Here is a 25,996-nt window from a genome sequence, read left to right as displayed (position 1 = left end):
ATTCTCAGGATATTCTTAGTCTGCCTGCTTGCGCAGGAAGGCTGGAATATCAAGATAGTCGGGCTCTTTATTAGGCTGCGCAGTCGGATCGTTAACCACCTTGGCGGCAGGTTTCACTTCCTGCGGCAGCGGCGACATACCGTGCTGCTGGTAGCGATGATCCATCACTGGCTGGCTGGCCTGTTTATTGGTGACCAGAGTGATTTCCGGACGTTTGTCCATGCCGATACCGGTCGCAACCACGGTTACGCGCAGTTCGTCGTTCATTTCCGGATCCAGCGACGTACCAATTACCACGGTCGCGTTGTCGGAAGCAAAAGCACGAATGGTGTTACCCACGGTTTCGAACTCATCCAAGCGCAGGTCGAAGCCGGCGGTGATGTTGACCAGCACGCCGCGAGCGCCGGACAGATCGATATCTTCCAGCAGTGGGCTGGAAATCGCCATTTCCGCAGCTTCTTCAGCGCGGTCTTCACCACAGGCAACGCCGGAACCCATCATCGCGTAGCCCATTTCGGACATTACGGTGCGCACGTCGGCGAAGTCGACGTTCATCAGGCCCGGACGGGTGATCAGTTCGGCAATACCCTGTACCGCGCCTTTCAGCACGTCGTTAGCCGCACCAAACGCGTCCAACAGAGAAATGCCGCGACCCAGAACTTTCAACAGCTTGTCGTTCGGGATAGTGATCAGTGAGTCCACATGTTTGGACAATTCTGCGATACCCTGCTCAGCGAACGCCATGCGTTTCTTGCCTTCAAAATTGAAAGGCTTGGTCACCACGGCCACTGTCAGAATACCCAGGTCTTTAGCAACTTCAGCGACGACTGGCGCTGCACCGGTACCGGTACCGCCGCCCATGCCGGCTGCAATGAAGACCATGTCTGCACCATCCAGTGCGGCGCGCAGGGCTTCACGGTCTTCTTCCGCTGAATTGCGACCCACTTCAGGGTTCGCGCCTGCACCCAGACCTTTGGTAATACCGCTACCGATCTGGATGGTTTGGCCAACTGCCGTTTTACGAAGCGCCTGAGCGTCTGTATTCACGGCAAAGAATTCAACACCTTCGATGCGCTCGCGCACCATGTGTTCAACGGCGTTGCCACCGCCACCGCCGACGCCGATGACTTTAATCACCGCGTCATTGGTTAGTTCCATTGGTTCAAACATAGTTTCTCTCCGTTTTGTGCCTGTCGCTGCGAGATCATAAAAAGATTACTCAGCATGATCTCTTTGTTGAAACATTAAAACTCTTTTCTCAGCCAGCTATTGATACGTTTAAACCAATTGCCCACCGAGGCGCGTTTTTCTACTTCTGCCTCACCGCTCAGGTGAGACTCTTTTCCATAGTGCAGCAGACCTACCGCCGTAGAGTAGTAAGGCTCCTGCGCATAATCCGTCAGACCCGTGATGTTCAAGGGTTGGCCGATGCGTACCTGGGTGTGGAACACCCGTTGCGCACAGGCTGCCAGGCCATCAATCTGGGCGGCGCCACCGGTCAGCACAATACCCGCTGCCAGATGATGCTTCACCCCTTGCTGACGCAGTTGCTCCTGCAATTGCAAAATTTCATCGTTAACCAGATTCAACAGTTCGGTGTAGCGTGGCTCAATCACTTCAGCCAGTGTCTGTCTTTGCAGACTCCGAGGAGGACGTCCTCCAACGCTTGGCACCTCTACACTTTCATCCTTGCTAACAATCGACCCAAGCGCACAGCCGTGTCGAACTTTGATCGCTTCCGCGTCTGTCGGCGGCGTGCCGAAGGCGTAAGCGATATCGCTGGTGACCACGTTCCCGGCATAAGGGATCACTTTGGTGTGGCGCAGTGCACCGCCGGTGTACACCGCCATATCCATGGTGCCGCCGCCGATATCCACCACACAAACGCCGAGTTCGCGCTCATCTTCGGTCAGTACCGCATAGCTGGCGGCCAGACCGGCGAAAATAAGTTGGTCAACTTTCAGACCACAACGTTCTACTGCCTTAACGATGTTCTTAGCCATATCGTTATGGCAGGTGATCAGGTGCACCTTGGCTTGCATACGCACGCCGGACAACCCGACCGGGTTTTTGATGCCTTCCTGATAATCGATGGCGTATTCCTGAGGGATGACGTGCAGGATGCGGTGTTCATCACGGACGCGTACCGATTTAGCGGTATGCACCACGTTCTCCACATCTTCCTGTGTCACTTCCTCTTCGGAAATAGGAACCATCCCTATTTCGTTCTGGCAGCTGATGTGTTTACCCGATAATGCGAGGTAAACCGAAGAAATCTGACAATCCGCCATCAGTTCGGCCTGATCGATAGCGCGCTGTACGCACTTCACTACCGACTCCAGGTCGTTAACGCCACCCTTATCCATACCGCGAGACGGGCAACTGCCCACCCCGATAATGTTGACCATGCCATCGGGCAGAACTTCCCCTACCAATGCGGAGACTTTTGCAGTACCGATCTCCAGTCCAACTACCAGTTTTCTGTCCGTCGACTTGATCATTGTTGTTTTGCCTGTGCCTGATTCTGTTGCTGATTACTGTTCTGCCGATCGCCTGCAGCCTGCGGGTCGATAAACACGGGGGCCCAACCTACCGATGCACCGGCCTCGTAGCGTAAGTCGACATAACTGACTCGCTTGCTTTCTGCCTGCCCCTGCTGCTGCAATACCGGGTAAAGCTCGATAAAGCGCTGCAGGCGTCCGGTGCGATCGTCGCGTCCCAGCTCCAGCCGAACATCATTATCCAAAGCCAGCTGCCAGGAATGGCGGGCGCTCATGGCCGCCATTTTCAGCGTATATTTGCTGGCCGCTAACATGCTGCTCATGGTCCGGTAACCTTCAAGAACATCCTGTTCGCTCCCTTCCGGACCATACAGCAACGGCAACTTCTGTTTGCCAATTCGTTCTGCAGGCACGCTGAAGGATTTGCCTTCGGCATCTACCATGTGCAAATCATTCCAGCGCGCCACCGGGACATATTCCACCAGGTGGATCTTCAGCTCATCCGGCCACTGCTTGCGCACGCTGGCCTGCTTGATCCACGGCAGGCGTTCAATCTGCTGCTGGATGATATCCACATCCTGCGTCATGAACGTCCCCGGCGATCCCAGCGCCAGGATAGCCTGACGAATATCGTCATTGGTGGTGTAGTGACGTTCACCGGTCACTACCAGTCGTGACAGCGGCAGGCGGCTGGCGTCTTTCATCCAGCCAATCACCGCCCACCCACTCCACAGGACCGTTCCCAACACCATCAGCAGGAAAATCATTCCCGCCAACTGGGTTCCATTGCTGCGTCGCGGGTTGTTGTCCACCTCGCGTTCACGCGCATTCAGGGCAGCTTGCGACATATCAGTCGGCCAATTCCAAAATTCTCGCTACCAGCTGCGAGAAGCTTAAACCAGACTGGCGCGCTGCCATCGGCACCAGGCTATGACTGGTCATGCCCGGCGAGGTATTCACCTCAAGCAGATAGAAGCTGCCATCGCTATCCTGCATCACATCAACACGGCCCCAGCCGCTGCAGTCCAGCCCACGATAGGCGCGTAACGCCAGAGACGCCATTTCAGCTTCCTGTTCCGCACCCAGGCCGCTCGGACAGAAATACTGGGTATCGTCCGAGATGTACTTGGCCTGGTAATCGTAAAACACGCCGGCCGGTTGAATCCGGATGGAAGGCAATACCCGATCACCCAGCATCGCTACCGTGTATTCCGGACCGCTCAGCCACTTCTCGACCAGCACGTCGTCGTCATGACGGAAACCTTCTTCCAGAGCCGCTTCAAGAGCGCCACGCTCGGTCACTTTGCTCATACCAACGCTGGAGCCTTCACGGCTCGGCTTGACGATCAGCGGCAGGCCCAAGGCCTCTACGCGCGCGATCAGCGCCTCTTTTTCTGCACCGGCATATTGCTGACGGTTCAGCGCAACATAAGGCGCCACCGGCAGGCCCATCGACTGCCACACCATTTTGGTGCGCCACTTGTCCATGGTCAGTGCCGAAGCCATCACGCCACTGCCTGTATAAGGCAGTTCGAGGAACTCCAGCATGCCTTGCAGGGTGCCGTCTTCACCGCCTCGGCCATGCAGCGCGATAAATACTTTGGTAAACCCATGTTCTTTCAACTGGGTGACCGGGAAATCACGGATATCGATGCCGTGAGCGTCGATACCGGCTTCACGCAGCCCGGCCAGCACGGCGGCACCGGATTGCAATGACACTTCACGTTCAGCGGAGGTGCCACCCAGCAGTACGGCAACTTTATCGGCCATGATGTTCCTCCTCTTTTTTCTGAGGCTGCAGCTTCAGCTCAGCCAGTTTGCGTGCGACTTTCCCCACGTTGCCGGCGCCCTGCACCAGCACTAAATCGTCCGCTTGCAGCAACCCTGCCAGGGTTTCCGGCACGGTATCCGCATCAGACACCAGAATCGGATCCAGCTTGCCGCGGCTGCGGATGGTACGGCACAGCGAGCGGCTGTCCGCCCCTGGAATTGCCGTTTCACCGGCAGAGTAAACGTCCAGCATCAGCAGCACGTCCACCTGCGACAGCACATTGGCAAAGTCGTCATACAGATCGCGAGTACGCGTGTAACGGTGCGGCTGGAAAATCATCACCAGACGCTTGTCCGGCCAGCCTGCACGTGCGGCTTTCAGCGTCGCGTCGACCTCGGTCGGGTGGTGGCCATAATCGTCCACCAGCATCGCACTGCCGCTTTTGCCATTCACCGGCTCCAGCGGGAATTCACCGAGGAAATCAAAGCGACGACCGGTTCCCTGGAAGCTGGCCAACGCACGCAGGATATCTGCGTCGTCAATGCCCTCTTCCGTTGCTACCGCCACTGCCGCCGCCGCGTTCAACGCGTTGTGACGACCCGGCGCATTCAGCGTCACCGTCATCAGCGGCTTGTCCTGGCGGCTCAGGGTGAAGTGGCCCTGGGCTCCAACCTGACGGTAGCTCTCGATGCGAACGTCGGCATCGTCGCTGAAACCGTAAGTGGTGATATGGCGACCCACGCGTGGCAGCAATTCACGCACCACCGGATCGTCAATACACATCACCGCACGGCCGTAGAACGGCAGGTTGTGCAAAAAGTTAATAAACGTCTGCTTCAGGTTTTCGAAGTCGCCCTGGTAGGTCTCCATATGGTCGGCTTCGATATTGGTGACAATCGCCACCATCGGTTGCAGATGCAAGAAAGAAGCATCGCTCTCATCCGCTTCCGCAATCAGGTAACGGCTGGAGCCCAAACGCGCATGAGTTCCTGCCGCTTTCACCAGCCCGCCGTTAACAAAGGTCGGGTCCAGACCGGCTTCGGCATAAATGCTCGACACCATTGCCGTGGTCGTGGTCTTGCCATGCGTACCGGCAACGGCGATGCCGTGACGAAAACGCATCAGTTCGGCCAACATCTCTGCGCGGCGGATTACCGGAATACGCGCTTCGCGGGCGGCGACAATTTCCGGGTTGTCGGCAGAAATCGCGGTAGAAACCACGACTACGCTGGCATCCAGTACGTTCTCCGGGCGGTGATGGAAGTAAATCGTCGCCCCGAGCGCGCTCAGCTGCTGGGTTACCGGATTCGGTGCCAGGTCGGAACCGCTGATTTGATAACCTTCATTGGCCAACACTTCGGCGATACCACCCATGCCGGCGCCACCGATGCCGACAAAGTGAATGTGCCGGACGCGTCGCATCTCGGGCACGATAGTACGTAGTTTCGCCAGTTGTTGTGTATTCATCACTCTCTCTAATCCAGGTCCGGCATGCCGGGCCCCTACATGACATTCTTTAATTCAGGCCCGGTGAACCGGACCCCTGCATATTATTTGGCGACGCGCACCAGCTCCGCAGCTACGCGTTCGGTAGCATCCGGAATGGCCACGGCACGGGCCTTTTCGGCCATAGCCAGCAGCGTAGGACGATCCCAGCCAGCCAGCAGCTCCGCCACCACATCGGCGTTAAACTGCGGTTGCTCGATAATCTTTGCCGCACCGGCTTCTTCCAGCGGGCGGGCATTCCAATACTGTTGGCGGTCTTTGTGCATGAAAGGCACGAAGATCGCAGGAAGGCCCGCTGCGGCGATCTCGCTGACCGTCAGCGCGCCGGAGCGGCACACCACGACATCAGCCCAAGCGTACGCCGCCGCCATGTCATCAATAAACTCGGTCACTTTGTGTTGCGTCTGCCCTACCCTCTCGTAGTCGCGCAACACATTTTCCAGCGCACCTTTGCCTACCTGATGCCAGAGCGTAATTCTATCGCCCAATCTCGCCGCGACTTCAGGAACTGTCTGATTCAGCACCCGGGCACCCTGACTGCCGCCAATCACCAGTACGCGAATGGGCCCTTCACGCCCCGTCAATCGCTCTGCTGGCAGCGGCAGCGCCAATACGTCAGTGCGTACCGGGTTGCCCACCACGTCCGCATTGGGGAACGCGCCAGGGAAGGCCTGCAGGACCTTCTTGGCAATGCGCGCCAACCAACGGTTGGTCAGCCCGGCAATGCCGTTTTGTTCATGCAGCACCACCGGGATGCCGCACAGCCATGCGGCCAAACCGCCAGGACCAGAAACGTAGCCACCCATCCCCAGCACCACGTCCGGTTGGTAGCTGCGCATAATCGCCTTCGCCTGACGTACGGCTTGCCAGATACGCAGCGGCGCGCTCAGCTGGGCCTTCAGCCCTTTGCCGCGCAAGCCGGAAATACGGATGAAATCAATCTCGATCCCGTGCTTTGGCACCAGATCGGCTTCCATTCGGTCTGCGGTTCCAAGCCAGCGCACCTGCCAGCCCTGCGCCATCAGATGATGTGCGACTGCCAGTCCCGGGAACACGTGTCCGCCGGTACCGCCTGCCATCACCATTAAACGCTTAGGTTTCCCGCTCATCCCTTACCTCTTCACAAACGCCTGGGCTTTAGCCAGACGCGTTTCATAATCAATACGCAGCAACAGCACGATCGCCGTCGACATAATCAACAGGCTCGAACCGCCATAGCTTATCAGCGGTAACGTTAAGCCTTTAGTGGGAAGCATTCCGGCAGCGGCACCGACGTTGACCAGCGCCTGGAAGCTAAACCACACGCCAATTGAGCAGGCCAAGAAGCCAGAAAAGCGCTGATCAATCTCCAGCGCACGGCGGCCAATCGACATAGCACGAAAAGCGACGCAGAATACCATTAACAATGCAAAAACCACACCGATATAGCCCAGCTCTTCGCCTAAAATCGAGAAGATAAAGTCGGTGTGCGCTTCCGGCAAATACTCGAGTTTCTGCACCGAATTACCCAGCCCTTGTCCCCAGAACTCACCACGGCCAAAGGCCATCAGTGACTGGGTCAGCTGGTAGCCACTGCCGAACGGATCGGCCCACGGATTCCAGAACGAAGTCACACGGCGCATACGGTAAGGTTCGGCGATGATCAACAGCACTACCGCGAAAGCTCCGGATCCGATAATCGCCAGGAATTGCCACATTTTCGCGCCGGCCAGGAACAGCATTGCCAGCGTGGTGATAAACAGCACCACCACGGTACCGAGGTCCGGCTGAGCCAGCAGCAGCACGGCCAACACCACCATGACGCCCATCGGCTTGCAGAAGCCCCAGAAGTTGCTGCGCACCTCTTCTACTTTGCGCACCAGATAACTCGCCAGATAACAGAACAGCGACAGCTTGGACAGCTCTGCCGGCTGAATACGCAGCGGCCCCAGCGAGATCCAGCGCGATGCCCCGTTTACCGAGCTGCCGACCACCAATACGATCAACAGCATCACAATCGACAACAGCAGCATGATGTTGCTATAGCGCTGCCAAACTTCCATCGGAATGCGCAAGGTCACCATCGACAGACCGAACGCCAGCCCGAGGTACAACGCATCACGCTTGGCGAACAAGAACGGATCGTCCGCCAGGCGCTGACCGATCGGCATCGAAGCCGAAGTCACCATCACAAAACCGATAATGGCCAACCCAAAGGTCAGCCACAGCAGGGTACGGTCGTACAGCACCATATTGGCCGAATCGTTATCTCGCGATCCCGCCACCCAGTTTTTAAAGAGCTCTGTCAGCCCGAAGTTCGGCAAGCGCAGTCTCATCCGCCAAGCTCCTGTGCCAAACGAGTAAACTCGTCGCCGCGTACTTCAAAATTGCGGAACTGATCCAGGCTGGCACAGGCGGGTGACAGCAACACCATATCGCCAGGTTGCACCCGGCCGGCTATCGTCTGCATAGCCTGTTCCATAGTCTCGGTCAGCGTAGCGACCTCCGGCCGTAGCTGAGCCAACTGTTCGCCATCACGGCCGAAGCAGTAAAGGCGAACGTTATCGCCTTGCAGATAGCGCGCCAGCGGGGAGAAATCGGCCGATTTGCCGTCGCCACCCAACAGCAGATGCAAGGTGCCGTCCACCTGCAGACCATTCAACGCCGCTTCGGTACTGCCAACGTTGGTGGCTTTAGAATCGTTAATCCAGCGAACGCCGTTATGTTCCCAGGCCAATTGGAAGCGGTGCGCCAAACCGGTATAGGTGGTCAACGCTTTCAGGCTGGAAGCGCGCGGGATGTTCACCGCATCGGCCAGTGCCAGCGCCGCCAACGCATTGGTGTAGTTATGGCGGCCAGTCAGCTTCATTTCGCGGGTGTTCAGGATTTTCTCGCCGCGCACGCGCAACCAGGTCTCGCCCAGTTGGCGGTTCAGGTGATAGTCGCCCACATCGGCGCCAAAGCTGATGCAACGCTGATCCGCCCCGCGAATCGGCATCGTCAATGCGTCGTCGGCATTGACCACGCACAGGCTGGCATTTTCATAGACCTTCAGCTTGGCGGCACGGTATTGCTGCAGCCCAAACGGATAGCGATCCATATGATCTTCGGTGACGTTCAAAATGGTCGCCGCAGCCGCGTGCAGGCTGTAAGTGGTTTCCAGTTGGAAGCTCGACAGCTCCAGCACGTACAGTTGGCATTCCTGACGCAGCAGGCTCAACGCAGGCAGGCCGATATTGCCACCGACGCCCACCGCCCAACCTGCGGCTTTTGCCATTTCACCCACCAGGGTGGTGACGGTGCTTTTACCGTTGGAACCGGTAATCGCCACGATCGGTGCCTGGGCTTCACGGCAGAACAACTCGATATCGCCGACAATCTCTACGCCCGCCTCTGCAGCAGCGATCAATGCCGGGGTCGCCAATGCCATGCCCGGACTCGCGACGATCAAATCCGCCGCCACCAGCCAATCCTGATTCAAATCACCCAGGTGACGCTCAACGCTTTCAGGCAGCTTGTCCAGCCCTGGAGGTGACATGCGGGTATCCATAACGCGTGGCGTTACGCCGCGCGCCATAAAGAAATCAACACAGGACAGGCCGGTGAGGCCCAGCCCGATGATGACCACTTTCTTACCCTGATAATCCGCCATAGTTACCGCACCTTCAGCGTCGCCAGGCCAATCAGCACCAGCATCAGCGAAATAATCCAGAAGCGCACGATCACGCGTGGTTCCGGCCAGCCTTTCAATTCATAGTGGTGGTGAATCGGCGCCATGCGGAAAATACGTTGCCCGCGCAGCTTGAACGACCCCACCTGCAAAATCACCGACAGCGTTTCAACCACGAACACGCCGCCCATAATCAACAGTAAAAACTCTTGGCGCAGCAGCACCGCAATGGTGCCCAACGCGCCGCCCAGCGCCAACGAACCCACGTCGCCCATGAAGACCTGGGCCGGATAGGTGTTGAACCACAAAAAGCCCAGGCCGGCGCCGACAATGGCGGTACAGACGATCACCAGTTCACCGGCGTGACGCAAATATGGAATATGCAGGTAGTTGGCGAAGTTCATGTTACCGGTCGCCCAGGCTACCAGTGCAAAACCGGCGGCCACGAACACCGTCGGCATAATCGCCAGGCCGTCCAGCCCGTCGGTCAGGTTGACCGCGTTGCTGGTCCCCACGATGACAAAGTAAGCCAGCAGCACATACAACAGGCCAAGCTGAGGCATGATGTCCTTAAAGAACGGCACAACCAGCTCGGTGGCTGGCGTGTCTTTACCTACGGCATACATGGCGAAAGCAACCACCAGCGCAATCACCGACTGCCAGAAGTATTTCCAGCGGGCGATCAGCCCTTTGGTGTCTTTGCGCACCACCTTGCGGTAGTCGTCAACGAAACCGACGATGCCGTAACCCACTAGCACGAACAGTACGCACCAAACATAAGGGTTGGACGGATAGGCCCACATCAGCACCGAAACGGTGATGGAGGTCAGGATCATGATGCCGCCCATGGTCGGCGTGCCGCGTTTGCTGAAATGCGACTCTGGACCGTCGTTACGCACCACCTGGCCGAAGGACATCTCCTGCAGGCGTTTGATCACCCGCGGCCCCATCCACAAGGAAAGGAACAGCGCGGTCAGCAGGCTGACAATGGCTCGGAACGTCAGGTAGGAAAAGACGTTGAAGCCGGAATAATATTTGACCAAATGCTCGGCCAGCCAAACTAACATGGTGCTTTCTCCTGTAACGCGCGTACTACCTGCTCCATTGCGGCACTACGTGAACCCTTGATTAACACGGTAATTACCGCATGTTCCGACAGTAACTCCGCCACGCGCGCGGTCACCGCTGCCTTATCCTGAAAATGTTCGCCGTTACCGGCGGCGGCAATCAGCGTTTGGCTCAATGGCCCCACGCCCAGTACCTTATCGACTCCCGCCAGCCGAGCCGCTTCGCCCACCTGACGGTGACACTCTTCAGCTTCCGCCCCCAGCTCTGCCATGTCGCCCACCACCATCACGCGGTAACCCGGCATTTCCGCCAGTACCTGCGCAGCGGCCGTCATTGAGCCAACGTTGGCGTTGTAGCTGTCATCCAACAGCAGCTTGCCGGCAGACAGGGCAATCGGGAACAAACGTCCCGGTACCGCCTTCAGTTGCTTGAGCCCCTGACGCACGGCCTCGAGCGATGCACCGGCCGACATTGCCAGTGCCGTTGCCGCCAACGCGTTGGCGACGTTATGACGCCCCGGAAGGGGCAGCGCGATAGGCGCAGTGCCGAACGGGCTGTGCAGCGTAAACTGTGTGCCTTCACCGTTGACTTGTACATCGCTGGCGAAGAAATCGACGCCTTCTGCCGCCTGCGGAGAGAATCGCCAAACGGTTTTCCCCTCCAGCATGCTCTGCCAATGCGGCCAATCGTTGTTGTCGGCGTTGATGATCGCCACGCCGTCAGCCGGCAAACCGGTAAAAATTTCGCCCTTCGCCTGGGCAACACCGGCCAAAGAACCAAAGCCTTCCAGGTGAGCGGCCGCCAGATTATTTACCAGGGCGGTCTGCGGACAAGTTAATGCGGTGGTATAAGCGATTTCGCCAATGTGGTTAGCGCCCAGCTCAATCACCGCAAAGTCGTGCTGCGGCTGCAAACGCAGCAGCGTCAAAGGCACGCCGATGTCATTATTGAAATTGCCGGCGGTATAAAGCACTTCGCCGCACTCACGCAGGATAGCGGCGGCCATCTCTTTCACCGAAGTCTTGCCCGATGAGCCGGTTAACGCCACGACTCGGGCCGGTACCTGCTTGCGTACCCAGGCAGCAAGTTGGCCTAACGCCAGACGGGTGTCTTTCACCACCAGTTGCGGAACATCCACCAATAAGCGCTTACTTACCAGCAGCGCCCCGGCGCCTGCGGCTACTGCATCAACAGCAAAATCGTGAGCGTCGAAACGCTCACCTTTCAATGCCACAAACAGGCAACCGGCGGTTACCTGACGGGTATCTGTCGTCACCTCAACGATTTGGCAATCGGCGCCGATCAGCTCAGCGCTCAATACGTCGGCCAGTGCCTGAAGGGAGACAGGGATCATGCTACTACCCCCAGCAAACGCGCGACGGTGGTGCGATCGGAGTAATCCAGACGGCGATTCCCCACCAGTTGGTAATCCTCGTGACCCTTACCGGCCACCAGCACCACGTCTTGTTCTTTTGCCTGCATGATGGCGCTGGTTACGGCTTCCGCACGACCGTGGATCACCAGAGCGCGTCCGGCATCCAGCAAGCCAGTCAGGATATCGGCGATGATCGCCTGCGGTTCTTCGGTACGAGGGTTATCGTCGGTAACAACGACGCGATCGGCGAACTGTTCGGCGATGCCGCCCATCAGTGGACGCTTGCCCTTGTCGCGATCGCCGCCGCAGCCAAACACGCACCATAACTGCCCCTGGCAGTGCAGGCGCGCGGCTTCCAACGCTTTTTCCAGCGCATCCGGGGTGTGGGCGTAATCGACCACCACCGTCGGTTTACCCGGCGCGTTGAAGACTTCCATGCGGCCACACACGGGTTGCAGCTGATTACCGCTGGCCACCAGTTCATCCAGTGGATACCCCAACGACAGCAGGGTCGCCAACGCCAACAGCAAGTTACTGACGTTAAACGCCCCCATCAGGCGGCTTTCAATCTCACCGTCGCCCCAGCTTGAGCTGAAGCGAATAGTGGCGCCGTTATCGTGATAGTTAACCGCGGTGGTTTTCAGCCAGCGACCGTGACAGCCAGGCTGCAGGTTGTCCTGCATGGTGACAGCAACCGCATCCGGCAATTGGCTCAGCCAGCGCTGACCGACTTCGTCATCGGCATTGATAATCGCCTGGCCTACTTCGTGACTGGCGAACAGCGACCACTTGGCCGCTTCGTAATTGGCCATATCACCGTGGTAGTCCAGATGATCGCGACTCAGGTTGGTAAACACCGCAGCGGCAAACGGCAGCGCCGCCACGCGGTTTTGCACCAGGCCGTGGGAGGAAACTTCCATCGCAGCGAAGGTGGCGCCGCGATCGACCAGCTCGTTTAATACGTGTTGAACATCTACCGCAGAGCCGGTGGTATTCTCTGTTGGGCAAACCTGGCCCAGCAAACCATTGCCGACGGTGCCCATTACGGCGCTGGTTTCACCCAGCAGTTGGCCCCACTGCGCCAGCAGCTGAGTCGTGGTGGTTTTGCCGTTGGTACCCGTAACGCCGACCAGACGCAGACGTTCCGCCGGTTCATGGTAAAAACGCCCGGCCAGTGCGGAAAGGCGTTGGTTGAGCTGGCTCAGGTAAATCACCGGCACGCCGTGCATTTGGGTGATAGCGCCGTCTTCGGCCTGGCCTTCAGCTTCGGCAATCACAGCGGCAACGCCCTGCGCGATGGCCTGCGGAATATAGCGGCGTCCATCCGTTTGATGGCCGACAACGGCGACAAACAGATCCCCGGCAGCCGCAATACGGCTGTCTAATGTCATTTCCCGCAGCGCGCGCCCGGGAGCCGTTGGCACCCACGGAGCGAGTAAATCGCGCAAATTACGATCTGCCACCTGAACCCTCTTTTCTGTTAGTTACAAAATCGCTTTTCTCAACGGTAGGCAACGCGTCCGGTTCAACGTTCATGGTGCGCAATACGCCGCCCATGATGGCGCCAAACACCGGCGCGGAGATCGCACCACCGTAGTATTTCCCACCCTGCGGGTCGTTGATTACCACCACCAGAGCAAAACGAGGATTACTGGCCGGCGCCACGCCGGCGGTATAAGCGATGTATCTGTTGACGTATTTGCCGTCCGGGCCCACTTTTTTGGCGGTACCGGTTTTGATGGCTATGCGGTAGCCCTTGATGGCCGCCTTCACCCCACCGCCGCCCGGTAGGGCAACGCTTTCCATCATGTGCACAACGGTGCGCACCACAGGTTCGGGGAAGACGCGCTCACCGGCAACCGGTGGGTCAACTTTGGTAATCGACAGCGGGCGATAAACGCCCAGACTGCCGATCGTTGCGTAGACTCGCGCTAACTGTAACGGGGTTACCATTAGCCCATAGCCGAAAGAGAAGGTGGCCCTCTCTATGTCAGACCACCGTTGTTTTTTTGGGTATATGCCACTGCTTTCTCCGACCAGCCCCAAATTGGTCGCTTTTCCCAATCCAAAACGAGAGTAAGTATCTACTAACGCTGAGGACGGCATCGATAACGCCAGCCGTGAAACGCCGACGTTACTCGACTTCTGCAAGATCCCGGTCAGGGAGAGTTCCGCGTAACGCGCAACGTCCCTGATTTCCTTGCCGTTGATACGGTAAGGGACGGTATTCAGCACGCTGTTTTCTTTCACAATGCCGTGCTGCAATGCCGTCATGACCACCATAGGTTTTACGGTGGAACCAGGCTCAAAAATATCGGTGATAGCACGGTTACGCATGGTTTCTTTCGGCGTACCGGCCATATTGTTCGGGTTGTAAGACGGGCTGTTGGCCATCGCCAACACTTCGCCGGTATTCACGTCCACCAGCACCGCAGTACCGGATTCAGCCTTGTTGAAGGCCACGGCGTTGTTGAGTTCGCGGTAAACCAATGCCTGCAGGCGCTCATCGACGCTCAGCACCAGGTTATGCGCCGCCTGACTGTCCACCGAAGAGATATCCTCGATGACCCGGCCAAAGCGGTCTTTACGCACGGTTCTCTCGCCCGGTTGCCCGGTCAGCCAGCGGTCAAAGCTCTTCTCGACGCCTTCAATCCCCTGACCGTCAATGTTGGTCACGCCTATGATGTGCGAAGTCACCTGGCCGGAAGGATAGTAGCGACGGGATTCCTGACGCAGGTAAATCCCCGGCAGTTTCAACTTGCGAATGTAGTCGCCGATCGCCGGATTCACCTGGCGCGCCAGATAGACAAAGCGCCCTTTAGGGTTGGCGTTGATGCGGGTAGAAAGCTGATCCAGCGGAACATTCAGCGCATCGGACAGGGCCTTCCAGCGGCTATCCAGCGTGATACCACCGCGCTCATTCAGCTCTTTCGGATCCGCCCAGATTGCATTCACCGGCACACTTACCGCCAGCGGCCGACCTGAACGATCGCTGATCATGCCGCGCGCAGTCGGTACTTCCTGCACGCGCAGTGAGCGCATGTCGCCTTCTTTTACCAAGCGGTCCGGGTTAATCACCTGCAGATAAGCCACCCGCAGCATCAGCCCTACCAACGCCAGCAAAATACAGCCGCACAGCAACGCAAAACGCCAGCTTACAAAGCTGGCCTGATCTTCCTGGCGTTTCAACTTACCGGGGCGTGCTGCTTTCATGCGTTCCCTTTCTACTCCGTGTAATGATTTCAGTTAAACCATTCATTGTTTAACGATGATATTTTCCTGAGATGGATCAACATGTTGCATCTGCAGTTTTTCCGTTGCGATGCGTTCTACCCGACTGTGATCCCCAAGGGCGTTCTCTTCAAGAATCAGGTTGCGCCACTCAATGTCCAGGGCGTCTCTCTCCAGAACCAACTGCTCGCGCTCGGCAGTCAGCAAGCGGGTGCGGTGCGCGGTGGTCACGACGAAAACCGCAGACACCAACGAAGCAATCAGCAAAATCAGTGGGATCTTGGCGTTACGCAGCAAATCGCCGCCAATCACGCCGACCAGACCGTGGCGTTCGTTGCCAATCACACCGGCATCCTCTCGGCAATACGCAGCACTGAGCTACGTGCACGTGGGTTTTCCGCCACCTCAGCATCCCCAGGCATCATCTTGCCCAGCGCTTTCAGCGTGCGTCCGCCCATACTGCGCAGTTGCTCTTCCGTCAGCGGGATACCAGCCGGCACCTGAGCGCCGCGGCTATGGTGACGCATGAAGCGTTTAACAATGCGGTCTTCCAGCGAGTGGAAACTGATGATCGACAGACGGCCCTGCGGGGCCAGCACTTCCAGCGCGCCGTCCAGCGCACGTTCGATCTCTTCCAATTCGCTGTTGATGTAGATACGGATCGCCTGGAAGCTGCGGGTTGCCGGGTGCTTGTGCTTATCCCGGAACGGGCTGGCGTTGGCGATCAAGTCCGCCAGCTCTTTGGTACGGGTCATCGGCTCGACGAGATTTCTTTCTACGATGGCGCGAGCGATACGCTTGGCAAAACGCTCTTCGCCGAAGGTTTTCAGCACCCAGGCGATATCGTCTGCTTCCGCTTTCATCAGCCACTCGGAGGCTGACTGACCGCTTGAGGAGTCCATGCGCATGTCCAGTGGACCGTCCCGCATGAAGGAGAAACCGCGTTCCGCGTCATCCAACTGCGGTGAAGAAACCCCCAGATCGAGCAAGATGCCATCAATCTTCCCTACTAATTCGCGTTCCCGCACATAGTGCGACAACTCTGAAAATGGGCCGTGTACGATGCTAAAACGAGGGTCATCAATAGACTTGGCGGCTGCAATCGCCTGTGGGTCGCGGTCAATTGCCAACAAACGTCCTTCCGGCCCAAGCTGGGACAGAATCAGACGCGAATGGCCACCGCGGCCAAAAGTACCGTCGATATAGATGCCGTTACTGCGAATGTTGAGGCCGTTAACCGCCTCATCCAACAGTACGGTAGTGTGTTTATAGTTTTCCAACATGCTTATAGCGACAAGTCCTGTAGCCGCTCAGACAACGGTTCCTGAGTCGACTGTTCTGCGTCAATATCATCCTTGACTTGTTGATACCAGGTCTGTTCATCCCACAGTTCAAACTTGTTGAACTGCCCGACCAGCATCACTTCTTTGGTAAGCCCGGCGTGCTGACGTAGCGTAGTGGCTAACAGCAAACGGCCGGCGCTGTCCATCTGACACTCACTGGCATGACCCAACAGCAGGCGCTGAACGCGACGCTCGGCGGGATTCATACTCGACAGACGGGATAACTTTTGTTCAATAACTTCCCATTCGGGCAGTGGGTAGAGCAGCAGGCAGGGCTGGTGGAGGTCAATGGTGCAAACCATTTGGCCTTGCGATTGCTCGTTCAGCAAATCCCGATATCGGGTGGGTACGGCAAGCCGCCCTTTGCTGTCGAGGTTAACCATCGTTGCTCCACGGAACATACCTGAGTTACCCCTTCACGACCGTTTTCACCACTTTACCCCACAAATTCCCACATAATGGAGTTTACGGAGGGTATGAAAACCTTGTCAAGCCAGAGCGCCAGCGCTTTGGCAATATTTCTTCGGTCATTTTGGGAGCTGACTCGCGAAAGGAACGCTATTTATTAGATGATTAAAAATTAACATCATGATAAACGGGGAGAATTTTCTAAGCGGAAAGAACCTGATTAAAAACCTGACAAATTGGCGATTAATTAAGTCAATACTTCCTTCTGCAATCGATGTCTCATTTTTCAGCTCGGCAATCACATCGCAGTAACCGAGCGCGAGCCGCGCCAGACAAGGCTCAGCGTTAACTCGCCCTACAAACGAAATACGGCGTAAGCCATTGAGTTAATAACGTACAACGGTTATTCATCCTCAAGTCGGCCGCTATTTTACTTCAATTAAAGTGCCGCTGATAAGCCAGATGGAAAAATAAATTACTCGGATATTACGAGGCGAGTTAATTTCGATTCAAATCAATTTAGTAAGATTACTCCCAAAATACCTGTTTACAATTATGGTTTCATTTCCTTACATGTTTAATGACCACAATTTTTACTGCGGAAAACAGCTTTATCGTCAGAAATTATGCAACCCATTGTTTTAATTGAATAGTTAGGAATAGTCCATTTTTAATCCCTTCGCGCCACATTCTGCCGTCTGTCCTCAGCACAAAAACCACCCAACGCCGCCAAATAAAAATATTAAGCTACTTATCCAACACCAACTGGCAATGTAAACTACAAATGAAAGAAAAAACCAGAATTAACAACTATAAAAAATAAATTTAACAGAACATTAACCAACATTCCGGAGATTGCACCATGCTCTCGCCTACCACTCACTGGCGCAGTGCCGCCGCCGATACCTTTGCTCTGGTGGTGTATTGCTTTATCGCCGGTATGGCGATAGAAATTCTGGTCTCCGGCATGAGCTTTCAACAATCGCTCTCGTCCCGCTTGCTGTCGATTCCGGTGAATATCCTGATCGCCTGGCCCTATGGGCGCTATCGGGACCTGTTCATCCGCATCGCCAGGCGTGCTGATCGATACCCCTTTTTATTGCGTAACCTTGCCGATCTGCTGGCCTATGTCAGTTTCCAATCGCCGGTTTATGCCGCGATCCTGTGGAGCGTCGGTGCCGACGGGCAGCAGATCATAACGGCCGTGGCCAGCAATGCTGTGGTATCGATGGCGATGGGTGTGGTGTACGGGTATTTTCTCGAATACTGCAGAAGGCTGTTCAGGGTAACAGGCTACGTATAACGGGGAGTTTGAAACAGGAGCGCAGCTAAGCGCCCCTGCTATAGGATTATTTTCGGCTCAGACTGCCGCGGCGGAACAGATTGCGGCGAATACGCGTCAGACCCGGTTTAGGTTTACGCGGCTCATCCAGACTGGCCAGCACCAGCTCCAATACGCGTTCGGCCACGTCACGGTGACGCTGCGCAACCGCCAGCACCGGGCACTCAAGGAAGTCCAGCAGCTCATGGTCGCCGAAGGTGGCGATCGCCAGATCGGTCGGTAAGCGGCCACGCTGCTTCAAGGTCACGTCCATCACCCCTTGCAACAATGAGAATGAGGTGGTGAACAGCGCCTGTGGCATCGGATGGGTTTTCAGCCATTCGGCAAACAGCACGCCAGCAGCCTCGCGCTCATAGCTATTGGCATACAGATAATCGACATGACGCTCGTCATCCTGCCAGGCCTGACGGAAGCCCTGTTCACGCAGGAAGCTGACGGAAAGCTCCGGCAACGCGCCCAGATACAGCACAGACTCCGCCGGGAAGGTACGCAGTTCCTGCGCCAGCGCGAAAGAATCCTCCTGATCGGCACCCACCACGCTGATGAAATGCTCGCGATCCAGCGCACGGTCCAGGGCAATAATCGGCAGCGGATCGTTGGCCCAGCGCTGATAGAATGGATGCTCCGGCGGCAAAGCGGTGGAAACGATCAGTGCATCGACCTGACGTTGCAGCAGATGTTCGATGCAGCGCATTTCGTTATCCGGCTGATCTTCCGAACAGGCAATCAACAGCTGGTAGCCGCGTTGGCGTGCCTGACGCTCCAGATAGTTGGCAATCCGGGTGTAGCTGGTGTTTTCCAGATCCGGGATCACCAGACCGATAGAGCGCGTTCGCCCGGCGCGCAGCCCTGCCGCGACGGCATTTGGGTGATAGTTGTGCTCCCTGACCACGGCCATCACTTTCTCGACGGTTTTATCGCTGACACGATACTGCTTCGCCTTGCCGTTGATGACATAACTGGCCGTAGTGCGCGAAACGCCCGCGAGACGCGCGATTTCATCCAGTTTCACGTTAACCCCTTAATGACGCTGAAAATAGAAGTGAAAACCATGCCCGGATTAACCATCGCATCCTGTGCGGTTATTCAATCCAGCCTCTGCGATCTAACAGCAGAAAACTCTGCCTAGCAACCGCTTTTGCCGAAAGGTGCCAGCAAACGGGCAAAAAACGCCGAAAAACAAAGGGCGCAGCCTGGCCGCGCCCTCAGATTACGCCAATCTCCCCCCTCAGCGCATGATTTTATCGCCGCGCGATACGCCGACCACGCCGGAACGCGCCACTTCAACAATTTCGGCAACTTCACGCACCGCACTCAGGAATGCATCCAGCTTATCGCTGGTGCCGGCCAGTTGAACGGTGTACAGCGTAGCGGTAACGTCAACGATCTGACCGCGGAAAATATCGGCACAACGCTTCACTTCCTCACGCCCGTAACCGCTGGCCTGCAGCTTCACCAGCATGATTTCTCGCTCGACGTGTGCGCCCTGCACCAATTCACTGACGCGCAGCACGTCCACCAGCTTATGCAATTGCTTTTCGATCTGCTCCAGCACCTTCTCATCGCCGACGGTTTGGATCGTCATACGCGACAACGTAGGGTCGTCGGTCGGCGCGACCGTCAGGCTTTCGATGTTGTAACCACGCTGAGAGAACAAACCCACCACACGCGATAACGCACCGGATTCGTTTTCCAGCAAGACAGATAAAATTCGGCGCATGATCAGGTCCTCTCCGTTTTGCTTAACCACATTTCGTCCATGCTTCCACCGCGGATCTGCATTGGGTAAACATGTTCGGTCTCATCGACGGTCACATCGACAAATACCAGGCGCTCTTTTTCGGCCAGCGCCTGCGCCAGTTTGCTTTCCAGTTCATCCGGCGTACGAATGGCGATGCCCACATGACCGTAAGCCTCCGCCAGCTTGACGAAGTCCGGTAGGGAATCCATATAGGACTGGGAGTGACGGCCTGAGTAGATCATGTCCTGCCACTGCTTCACCATCCCCAGATAGCGGTTATTAAGGTTCACTACGATCACCGGCAGGTTGTACTGCAATGCGGTGGAAAGCTCCTGGATATTCATCTGGATACTGCCGTCGCCGGTCACGCACACCACGGTTTCATCAGGCAATGCCAGCTTGACGCCCAGCGCGGCAGGCAAACCAAAGCCCATGGTGCCCAGCCCGCCGGAGTTGATCCAACGGCGTGGCTTGTCGAACGGGTAGTAGAGTGCGGCGAACATCTGGTGCTGGCCAACATCGGAGGTAACGTAAGCGTCGCCCTTGGTCAGCCGATGCAGGGTTTCAATCACGGCCTGCGGCTTGATGGTGCCGCTGTTTTTGTCGTAGCCCAGGCAGTCGCGCGCACGCCACTGTTCAATAGACTGCCACCAATCGCGCAGCGCATCGTGATCCTGCGTTTTGTCTTCCTGTGCCAACAATTCCAGCATCTGGGTCAACACCTGCTTGGCATCACCGACGATCGGGATATCGGCATCAACCGTCTTGGAGATTGAGGTAGGGTCGATATCGATATGCAGCACGGTGGCATCCGGGCAATATTTCGCCAGGTTGTTGGTGGTACGGTCGTCAAAGCGCACGCCGACGGCAAAGATCACGTCAGAGTGATGCATGGTTTTGTTGGCTTCGTAAGTCCCGTGCATACCGAGCATACCGACGCTCTGGCGGTGCGTGCCGGGAAACGCGCCCAATCCCATCAGGGTGCAGGTAACCGGTAAATTCAGTTTTTCTGCCAGCTCCAGCAGTTCACCGTCACAGGCCGAATTAATCGCGCCGCCGCCGACGTACATAACGGGCTTCTTGGCCGAAAGGATAGTTTGCAATGCGCGTTTAATCTGCCCGCGGTGGCCCTGCACCGTCGGGTTATAGGAGCGCATGCTCACTTCCTGCGGGTAGGCATAAGGCATTCTTACTGCCGGGCCAACGATGTCTTTCGGCAGATCAATCACCACCGGACCTGGGCGGCCAGTAGAAGCCAGGTAGAAGGCTTTCTTCAAAATACCGGGAATATCTTCGGTACGCTTCACCAGGAAACTGTGTTTGACCACCGGGCGAGAAATCCCGACCATGTCGCACTCCTGGAAGGCATCGTAACCAATCAGCGAGCTGGGAACCTGCCCGGAAAGCACCACCATCGGGATGGAGTCCATATAGGCTGTCGCAATGCCGGTGATCGCATTGGTCGCTCCCGGCCCTGAGGTCACCAGAACCACCCCGACTTCACCGGTAGCGCGCGCATAGCCATCGGCCATATGCACTGCGCCCTGCTCATGGCGCACCAATATGTGATCGATGCCTCCGACCGTATGCAGGGCATCGTAAATATCGAGTACCGCCCCGCCCGGATATCCGAATACGTGCTTAACGCCCTGATCGATCAACGATCGGACGACCATCTCGGCTCCTGACAACATCTCCATGGGTTTGCCTCCAGGCTTACTTATTCTTGTCTGGCGCCGGAACGTAGCGCCTGCTGTGGGGCATTGCCCCAAAGTTTTTGTGGATTGGTTCTAACTGATTAACATAACGTCAGAATATTGGGCAGGCAAACAGCAAAAAGGCTTGGTAATGGAATGGTTATTGCCAAGCGGCTGGAGATCTGGGGTTTACAGAAACAATGCACTAGCCGCCAGCGGCTCGGGCTAGGCATTGTTTCAATCAGGCGAGGAATTACAGAACTATATCAGGCAAGAATTATGCTGTTTTTTTCGCCGAACAATCCGTCCGGCGACAATCTCTGACCTAATCCTGGTACATGGAGTCAATTTCACGCTGATAGCGCTGTGAAATGACCTTACGACGTAGCTTCAACGTTGGCGTCAGCTCACCCAACTCCATCGAGAAGGCGGCAGGCAACAAGGTAAATCTTTTTACCTGTTCAAAGCGCGCCAGCTCTTTTTGCATCTCACGCAGGCGGCTTTCAAACATTTCCAGAATATGGCTGTGACGCAACAGCTCGATCCGATCCTGATACTTCAGATTGATGGATTTCGCATACTCTTCCAGAGATTCAAAGCTGGGCACGATCAGGGCGGAAACGAATTTACGCGCATCGGCGATGATCGCCACCTGCTCGATAAAGCGATCCTGCGCCAGCGTGCCTTCCAACATCTGCGGAGCTATGTACTTGCCGCCAGAAGTTTTCATCAAATCCTTCAGGCGTTCGGTGATAAACAGGTTGCCGCCTTCATCCATGGCGCCGGCATCGCCGGTCTTCAACCAGCCATCCTCGGTAAAGGAGGCGGCGGTTTCCAGCGGTTTATTGAAATAGCCGCGCATCACCACCGGCCCACGCACCTGAATTTCATTCTCCTCGCCGATACGCACTTCAACCCCCGGCAAGGGCTTGCCAATCGAGCCAAAGCGGAAATTACCCTCTTCCCAACAGGAAACGGTGGCGCAGGTTTCGGTCATGCCATAGCCGTATTTGATGTTAACGCCCATCGCCTGGAAAAACAGGATGACATTGTCGTCCAGTTTGGCGCCCGCGGCCGGCAAGAAGCGTACACGCCCGCCGAGGATACCGCGCAGCTTGCTCAGCACCAGTTTATCGGCCCAGCGATGAGAAAGATCGAATAGCTTGCCCAATGGCTTACCGGCGCGCTCCTGCAGGAACTTGCGCTCACCGCAGACAATCGCCCAATGGAACAATGCCCGACGCAGCCAAGGCGCACGCGCGACCTTTTCATGCACTGCGCTGAAGATTTTTTCGTAAAAGCGCGGCACCGCGCACATCAGCGTCGGACGTACCGCTGCCATGGCTTCGCGCACCCAATCGGTATTCGGCAAGAACACGTTTTGCGCGCCAGAGTGCATGATGAAGAAGCTCCAGGCCCGTTCAAACACGTGTGACATCGGCAGGAAGCTGAGAGACACATCCTCTTCATTCACCGTCAGCCGCTCATCATGCAGATAAAGCTGCGCAGCCAGATTGCGATAATCCAGCATCACACCCTTGGGTTCGCCGGTGGTGCCGGAGGTATAGATCAGCGTGAAGAGATCCCGCAGATCGCAATCGGCTATGCGTTGCTGCAATTGGGATGAGAACGCCGCTACGTCGACTTCACGTTCAAAGGTGCTCAGGTGTTGGGCAATCTCACAGCCATGCAGGTCGACGCTGTCATCAAATACAATAATGTGGCTCAACTGCGGACATACACCGCGCAGCGCGATGGCGGCATCCAATTGAGCCTGCTCGCCGACAAACAGAATACGGATATCGGCGTCATTGATGATAAAAGCCGCCTGGGCCGGCGTGTTGGTGGCATACAGCGGCACGCTCACACCCCGTAATTGCAGAATGGCCAAATCCGCCAGCGACCAGGCCATGCAGTTATTGGCAAAAATCGCGATACGTTCCTGCACGTCGGTACCCAATGCCAACAGCGCACTGGCGATGAGATTGATATGCGTATCGACCTGCTTCCAGGTCATTTGGGTCTCCCCCTGGGGAGACCATTGGCGAAAAGCAGTGCGATCGGCACGGTGAGAAATTTGGTGCTGTATACGGTGAGTCAAATGGTATTGCAGCAGATTATTGATCATAGCGCTCTAAGCCTGAAATGAATCAAACAGTTAGCGAAGTGTGGGATAACCTCTCCTCACAACTCAGCTTACACGTGTTTACTTTTTTTCGCGCAGTCTACCTAGTCTATGGCGGCGGGAAAAGAGATTTCAGCGTAGAAGTGTGAGCTAAAACTCAGGTTAATTTCACCGCGTCTCACCATTGGACAGAAGGGGAATGAAAAGGTTTTATCCCGATCGCAAAATGCAGAGCTCGGAGGCGGGTTTATAAACAGAGATAAAAACCAAATATAATTAAAATTACAGGATATAATTTTATATTGATTTTTTTAATGTGCCTATCTGACAAATTTCGAAAGGAGTTAATGCAGAGTGGGAAAATAAAGATAACTCTTAGTTAATCCCAAGGTAATTCCTAGTAAATCGACAGTACAAATCACCCCCAATAAGAAATCATCATCTCGGGGGTAATTGGTAAGCTGATTTACTCTGGTGTATCAGGCTGGCCAAGCACGATTTTCATCCACTGATGCCCCTTATCACGTTCTGCAGATTCATGCCAAGCAAGGTAACAGGTAGCCTTATTTTCATTCCAGGGCAGCGAAATAAGCTGCAATTGCAATGCGTCAGCCTGCTGCCGGGCCAACCAGGCTGGAACAATAGCAATTGTGTTAGTATTGGAAACGATATTCAACACGCTATATAAATCTGTACATTGCTGAGTGACGAGGCGCTGCATCGACTCTTCTATATAGTAAGGTTTACTGAAAGAGTAAAAACTCTCTAATGAAACTACTGCATGCGGCTCTGCCATAATCTGTTTCGGTGTAATTTCGCCTTTAATTCTAGGATGTTTCTTGGCAGCAACCAACACCAGCTCATCTTCAAAAAGCGCCACGCGTTTAAACTCGGAGCATTCAAAGTTTATATAACCGATGACGAACTCGACCTCTTGATAACGCAATTGATTATCGATGTTATTGCTTATATAAGATTTTATTTTTAGATGAGTCTGGGGCGCAATTTCCTTTAAATGGTTGACTATTGACGCCCCCAAACGTAAATCAAGCGGACTACAAATTGCGATAGAGAAAACGCGCTCACTGGTAAAGGGCTCGAACTCCGCGCCCGGTAACTCATTTTGCACCAGTTGCAATGCCTGCCTGACCGGACCGAACAGCTGTTTCGCCCGTATTGTAGGTTGAATGCCGCGCCCACAGCGTACAAACAGCTCATCGTTAAACATCAGTTTCAAACGTGCGACGGCATTGCTCACCGCCGGTTGCGACATCCCCAAAAGACCCGCCGCTCGGGTAATATTCTGCATCTGCATAACCGCATCAAATACCGTGAGCAAATTCAGATCGACGCTGCGTAAATGAATATCACCAGCGTCTTTATCAACAACAATTTCCGAATTAAATTCCGACATATCCCACTCCACTAAGTCCTGTGTAGATAATTCATCAAACCTAACTAAAACAGCGAAATCGCAGTTTTAATTACGCAAGAAAGAATTAGTCATATCTCAGCCGCCAGTTTAAGCCGGGCTCGAGCATCGTCCTATGTACCAACATGGTTTAAAGCCAAAATTCAGTTTTCATTACGTTATCTTCATCGACAGCATAAAATCTTCTGACATCCTTTTAATGGCTTTCATAACAAGCCGTCGTTCTCCATTACTGGTGTCCCACCAGACAGTATTCGAAAGCATACGTCATCCAATAACCAACCTGTTACCTTTGGGTATCTGTTAACTTTACTAACGATTTTAAAAAACACACTCCTCTTATAAGGTATGAATGCTAAAAATACAGAATCCGCCATTTTTAATTTTGGCAAACACGGCTTCGTGATTTTTGCATTTTTAATTTTAACGCAATGACAGTCAGAAGCAATTGCGAGGATATATATTCATTTCGTTTATGCTAACTGGGCCGCAAAACCACCTTTAGTTTTTATCTGAAAATGTCATTTTTTACCGAACTATGTTCTACCGCTTAAGGTCTGTTAATCGGCTACTTAAGGAGTACCCTCATTTTCAATCAGGTGTTGACATAGCCAAGCCAATAACGTATCAAATTAGGCAACGACATTCATTTAGAGAGTTGAACCGCTATGAACCACACTTACCGTCTACTAGGCCTACTACTTAACGCATCTTGTTTGCGCGGTATGCCGGTGGACGGAGTTCAGAGCTGATTCAGCCCACCCTCATAACAAACCCGCGCTACTGCGCGGGTTTTTTTTTACCCGC

The 25,996-nt window shown here is 55.3% G+C and carries 22 protein-coding genes; 2 read left to right on the top strand and 20 right to left on the bottom strand.

Annotated features, from left to right (window positions below; genetic code table 11):
• Positions 1-15 precede the first annotated feature (15 nt).
• The 15 genes from ftsZ to mraZ form a co-directional block, all read right to left on the bottom strand.
• Positions 16-1,170, bottom strand: a complete 1,155-nt coding sequence (ftsZ, locus tag AAZT04_RS20110; protein WP_004950150.1) for a cell division protein FtsZ — start codon at positions 1,168-1,170, stop codon at positions 16-18.
• Between the two features lie 74 nt (positions 1,171-1,244).
• The gene (ftsA, locus tag AAZT04_RS20105) at positions 1,245-2,501 is read right to left on the bottom strand and encodes a cell division protein FtsA (RefSeq protein WP_004950148.1); all 1,257 of its coding nucleotides are present in this window, start codon (positions 2,499-2,501) and stop codon (positions 1,245-1,247) included.
• Positions 2,498-3,349 (bottom strand): cell division protein FtsQ, encoded by an 852-nt coding sequence (gene ftsQ, locus AAZT04_RS20100; protein ID WP_020825213.1) that lies wholly within the window; start codon positions 3,347-3,349, stop codon positions 2,498-2,500. Before ftsQ ends, ftsA begins: the two co-directional genes overlap by 4 nt.
• 1 nt (position 3,350) lies before the next feature.
• Positions 3,351-4,271, bottom strand: a complete 921-nt coding sequence (locus AAZT04_RS20095) for a D-alanine--D-alanine ligase (protein WP_046374517.1) — start codon at positions 4,269-4,271, stop codon at positions 3,351-3,353.
• Positions 4,261-5,739, bottom strand: a complete 1,479-nt coding sequence (gene murC, locus AAZT04_RS20090; RefSeq protein ID WP_020825211.1) for a UDP-N-acetylmuramate--L-alanine ligase — start codon at positions 5,737-5,739, stop codon at positions 4,261-4,263. The genes AAZT04_RS20095 and murC overlap by 11 nt, the downstream gene beginning before the upstream one ends.
• Before the next feature lie 83 nt (positions 5,740-5,822).
• Positions 5,823-6,887, bottom strand: coding sequence for an undecaprenyldiphospho-muramoylpentapeptide beta-N-acetylglucosaminyltransferase (murG, locus tag AAZT04_RS20085; RefSeq protein WP_046374518.1), 1,065 nt, complete (start codon positions 6,885-6,887; stop codon positions 5,823-5,825).
• Positions 6,888-6,890: 3 nt separating this feature from the next.
• Entirely contained in the window at positions 6,891-8,087 is a 1,197-nt protein-coding gene (gene ftsW / locus AAZT04_RS20080; RefSeq protein ID WP_104410976.1) for a cell division protein FtsW, read from the bottom strand.
• Positions 8,088-8,089: 2 nt separating this feature from the next.
• Complete coding sequence (murD, locus tag AAZT04_RS20075; protein WP_434681475.1) at positions 8,090-9,409, bottom strand: UDP-N-acetylmuramoyl-L-alanine--D-glutamate ligase; 1,320 nt, start codon at positions 9,407-9,409, stop codon at positions 8,090-8,092.
• A 2-nt stretch (positions 9,410-9,411) separates the two neighbouring features.
• On the bottom strand, positions 9,412-10,494 hold the full coding sequence (gene mraY / locus AAZT04_RS20070; RefSeq protein ID WP_012005208.1) for a phospho-N-acetylmuramoyl-pentapeptide-transferase: 1,083 nt from the start codon (positions 10,492-10,494) through the stop codon (positions 9,412-9,414).
• Entirely contained in the window at positions 10,488-11,849 is a 1,362-nt protein-coding gene (gene murF, locus AAZT04_RS20065) for a UDP-N-acetylmuramoyl-tripeptide--D-alanyl-D-alanine ligase (protein WP_262244756.1), read from the bottom strand. Before murF ends, mraY begins: the two co-directional genes overlap by 7 nt.
• On the bottom strand, positions 11,846-13,333 hold the full coding sequence (gene murE / locus AAZT04_RS20060) for a UDP-N-acetylmuramoyl-L-alanyl-D-glutamate--2,6-diaminopimelate ligase (RefSeq protein ID WP_174573735.1): 1,488 nt from the start codon (positions 13,331-13,333) through the stop codon (positions 11,846-11,848). The genes murF and murE overlap by 4 nt, the downstream gene beginning before the upstream one ends.
• Positions 13,320-15,083, bottom strand: a complete 1,764-nt coding sequence (locus AAZT04_RS20055; RefSeq protein ID WP_020825205.1) for a peptidoglycan glycosyltransferase FtsI — start codon at positions 15,081-15,083, stop codon at positions 13,320-13,322. Before AAZT04_RS20055 ends, murE begins: the two co-directional genes overlap by 14 nt.
• A gap of 42 nt (positions 15,084-15,125) precedes the next feature.
• Complete coding sequence (gene ftsL / locus AAZT04_RS20050) at positions 15,126-15,446, bottom strand: cell division protein FtsL (RefSeq protein WP_012005204.1); 321 nt, start codon at positions 15,444-15,446, stop codon at positions 15,126-15,128.
• Entirely contained in the window at positions 15,443-16,384 is a 942-nt protein-coding gene (gene rsmH, locus AAZT04_RS20045) for a 16S rRNA (cytosine(1402)-N(4))-methyltransferase RsmH (RefSeq protein WP_020825204.1), read from the bottom strand. Before rsmH ends, ftsL begins: the two co-directional genes overlap by 4 nt.
• Positions 16,385-16,386: 2 nt before the next feature.
• Positions 16,387-16,845 (bottom strand): division/cell wall cluster transcriptional repressor MraZ, encoded by a 459-nt coding sequence (mraZ, locus tag AAZT04_RS20040; RefSeq protein WP_041414198.1) that lies wholly within the window; start codon positions 16,843-16,845, stop codon positions 16,387-16,389.
• An 869-nt stretch (positions 16,846-17,714) separates the two neighbouring features.
• On the opposite strand from mraZ, the gene AAZT04_RS20035 reads away from it, so the two are divergent.
• Entirely contained in the window at positions 17,715-18,155 is a 441-nt protein-coding gene (locus tag AAZT04_RS20035) for an L-alanine exporter AlaE (RefSeq protein WP_048762928.1), read from the top strand.
• Positions 18,156-18,201: 46 nt separating this feature from the next.
• Here the strand turns inward: AAZT04_RS20035 and cra are convergent, their stop codons facing one another.
• From cra to leuO, 5 genes are all read right to left on the bottom strand, one after another.
• A complete protein-coding gene (gene cra, locus AAZT04_RS20030; RefSeq protein WP_020825201.1) occupies positions 18,202-19,206 on the bottom strand; it encodes a catabolite repressor/activator in 1,005 nt (334 codons plus the stop codon).
• Between the two features lie 216 nt (positions 19,207-19,422).
• Complete coding sequence (gene ilvN / locus AAZT04_RS20025) at positions 19,423-19,914, bottom strand: acetolactate synthase small subunit (protein WP_004932806.1); 492 nt, start codon at positions 19,912-19,914, stop codon at positions 19,423-19,425.
• A 2-nt stretch (positions 19,915-19,916) separates the two neighbouring features.
• Positions 19,917-21,635: an acetolactate synthase 3 large subunit gene (gene ilvI, locus AAZT04_RS20020; protein WP_041414196.1), complete on the bottom strand. Its 1,719-nt coding sequence runs from the start codon at positions 21,633-21,635 to the stop codon at positions 19,917-19,919.
• A 322-nt stretch (positions 21,636-21,957) separates the two neighbouring features.
• Complete coding sequence (locus AAZT04_RS20015) at positions 21,958-23,760, bottom strand: AMP-dependent synthetase/ligase (RefSeq protein WP_434681468.1); 1,803 nt, start codon at positions 23,758-23,760, stop codon at positions 21,958-21,960.
• A gap of 463 nt (positions 23,761-24,223) precedes the next feature.
• Complete coding sequence (gene leuO, locus AAZT04_RS20010) at positions 24,224-25,171, bottom strand: transcriptional regulator LeuO (RefSeq protein ID WP_129941537.1); 948 nt, start codon at positions 25,169-25,171, stop codon at positions 24,224-24,226.
• 686 nt (positions 25,172-25,857) lie between these two features.
• On the opposite strand from leuO, the gene leuL reads away from it, so the two are divergent.
• Positions 25,858-25,941 (top strand): leu operon leader peptide, encoded by an 84-nt coding sequence (leuL, locus tag AAZT04_RS20005; protein WP_104410921.1) that lies wholly within the window; start codon positions 25,858-25,860, stop codon positions 25,939-25,941.
• Positions 25,942-25,996 lie beyond the last annotated feature (55 nt).

Origin of the sequence: Serratia sp. Je.1.23.a (assembly GCF_051129805.1) — a bacterium.
In the GTDB taxonomy this organism is placed as follows: Bacteria; Pseudomonadota; Gammaproteobacteria; order Enterobacterales; family Enterobacteriaceae; genus Serratia; species Serratia liquefaciens.
The sequence above is the reverse complement of the archived record's forward strand: the minus strand, read 5'-3'. Positions and strand labels throughout refer to the sequence as shown.

Coding starts and splice junctions, on each gene's coding strand:
- ftsZ (WP_004950150.1), bottom strand. CDS start 1,170: ATGTTTGAACCAATGGAACTAACCAATGACGCGGTGATTAAAGTCATC.
- ftsA (WP_004950148.1), bottom strand. CDS start 2,501: ATGATCAAGTCGACGGACAGAAAACTGGTAGTTGGACTGGAGATCGGT.
- ftsQ (WP_020825213.1), bottom strand. CDS start 3,349: ATGTCGCAAGCTGCCCTGAATGCGCGTGAACGCGAGGTGGACAACAAC.
- AAZT04_RS20095 (WP_046374517.1), bottom strand. CDS start 4,271: ATGGCCGATAAAGTTGCCGTACTGCTGGGTGGCACCTCCGCTGAACGT.
- murC (WP_020825211.1), bottom strand. CDS start 5,739: ATGAATACACAACAACTGGCGAAACTACGTACTATCGTGCCCGAGATG.
- murG (WP_046374518.1), bottom strand. CDS start 6,887: ATGAGCGGGAAACCTAAGCGTTTAATGGTGATGGCAGGCGGTACCGGC.
- murD (WP_434681475.1), bottom strand. CDS start 9,409: ATGGCGGATTATCAGGGTAAGAAAGTGGTCATCATCGGGCTGGGCCTC.
- mraY (WP_012005208.1), bottom strand. CDS start 10,494: ATGTTAGTTTGGCTGGCCGAGCATTTGGTCAAATATTATTCCGGCTTC.
- murF (WP_262244756.1), bottom strand. CDS start 11,849: ATGATCCCTGTCTCCCTTCAGGCACTGGCCGACGTATTGAGCGCTGAG.
- AAZT04_RS20055 (WP_020825205.1), bottom strand. CDS start 15,083: ATGAAAGCAGCACGCCCCGGTAAGTTGAAACGCCAGGAAGATCAGGCC.
- rsmH (WP_020825204.1), bottom strand. CDS start 16,384: ATGTTGGAAAACTATAAACACACTACCGTACTGTTGGATGAGGCGGTT.
- mraZ (WP_041414198.1), bottom strand. CDS start 16,845: ATGTTCCGTGGAGCAACGATGGTTAACCTCGACAGCAAAGGGCGGCTT.
- AAZT04_RS20035 (WP_048762928.1), top strand. CDS start 17,715: ATGCTCTCGCCTACCACTCACTGGCGCAGTGCCGCCGCCGATACCTTT.
- ilvN (WP_004932806.1), bottom strand. CDS start 19,914: ATGCGCCGAATTTTATCTGTCTTGCTGGAAAACGAATCCGGTGCGTTA.
- ilvI (WP_041414196.1), bottom strand. CDS start 21,635: ATGGAGATGTTGTCAGGAGCCGAGATGGTCGTCCGATCGTTGATCGAT.
- AAZT04_RS20015 (WP_434681468.1), bottom strand. CDS start 23,760: ATGATCAATAATCTGCTGCAATACCATTTGACTCACCGTATACAGCAC.
- leuO (WP_129941537.1), bottom strand. CDS start 25,171: ATGTCGGAATTTAATTCGGAAATTGTTGTTGATAAAGACGCTGGTGAT.
- leuL (WP_104410921.1), top strand. CDS start 25,858: ATGAACCACACTTACCGTCTACTAGGCCTACTACTTAACGCATCTTGT.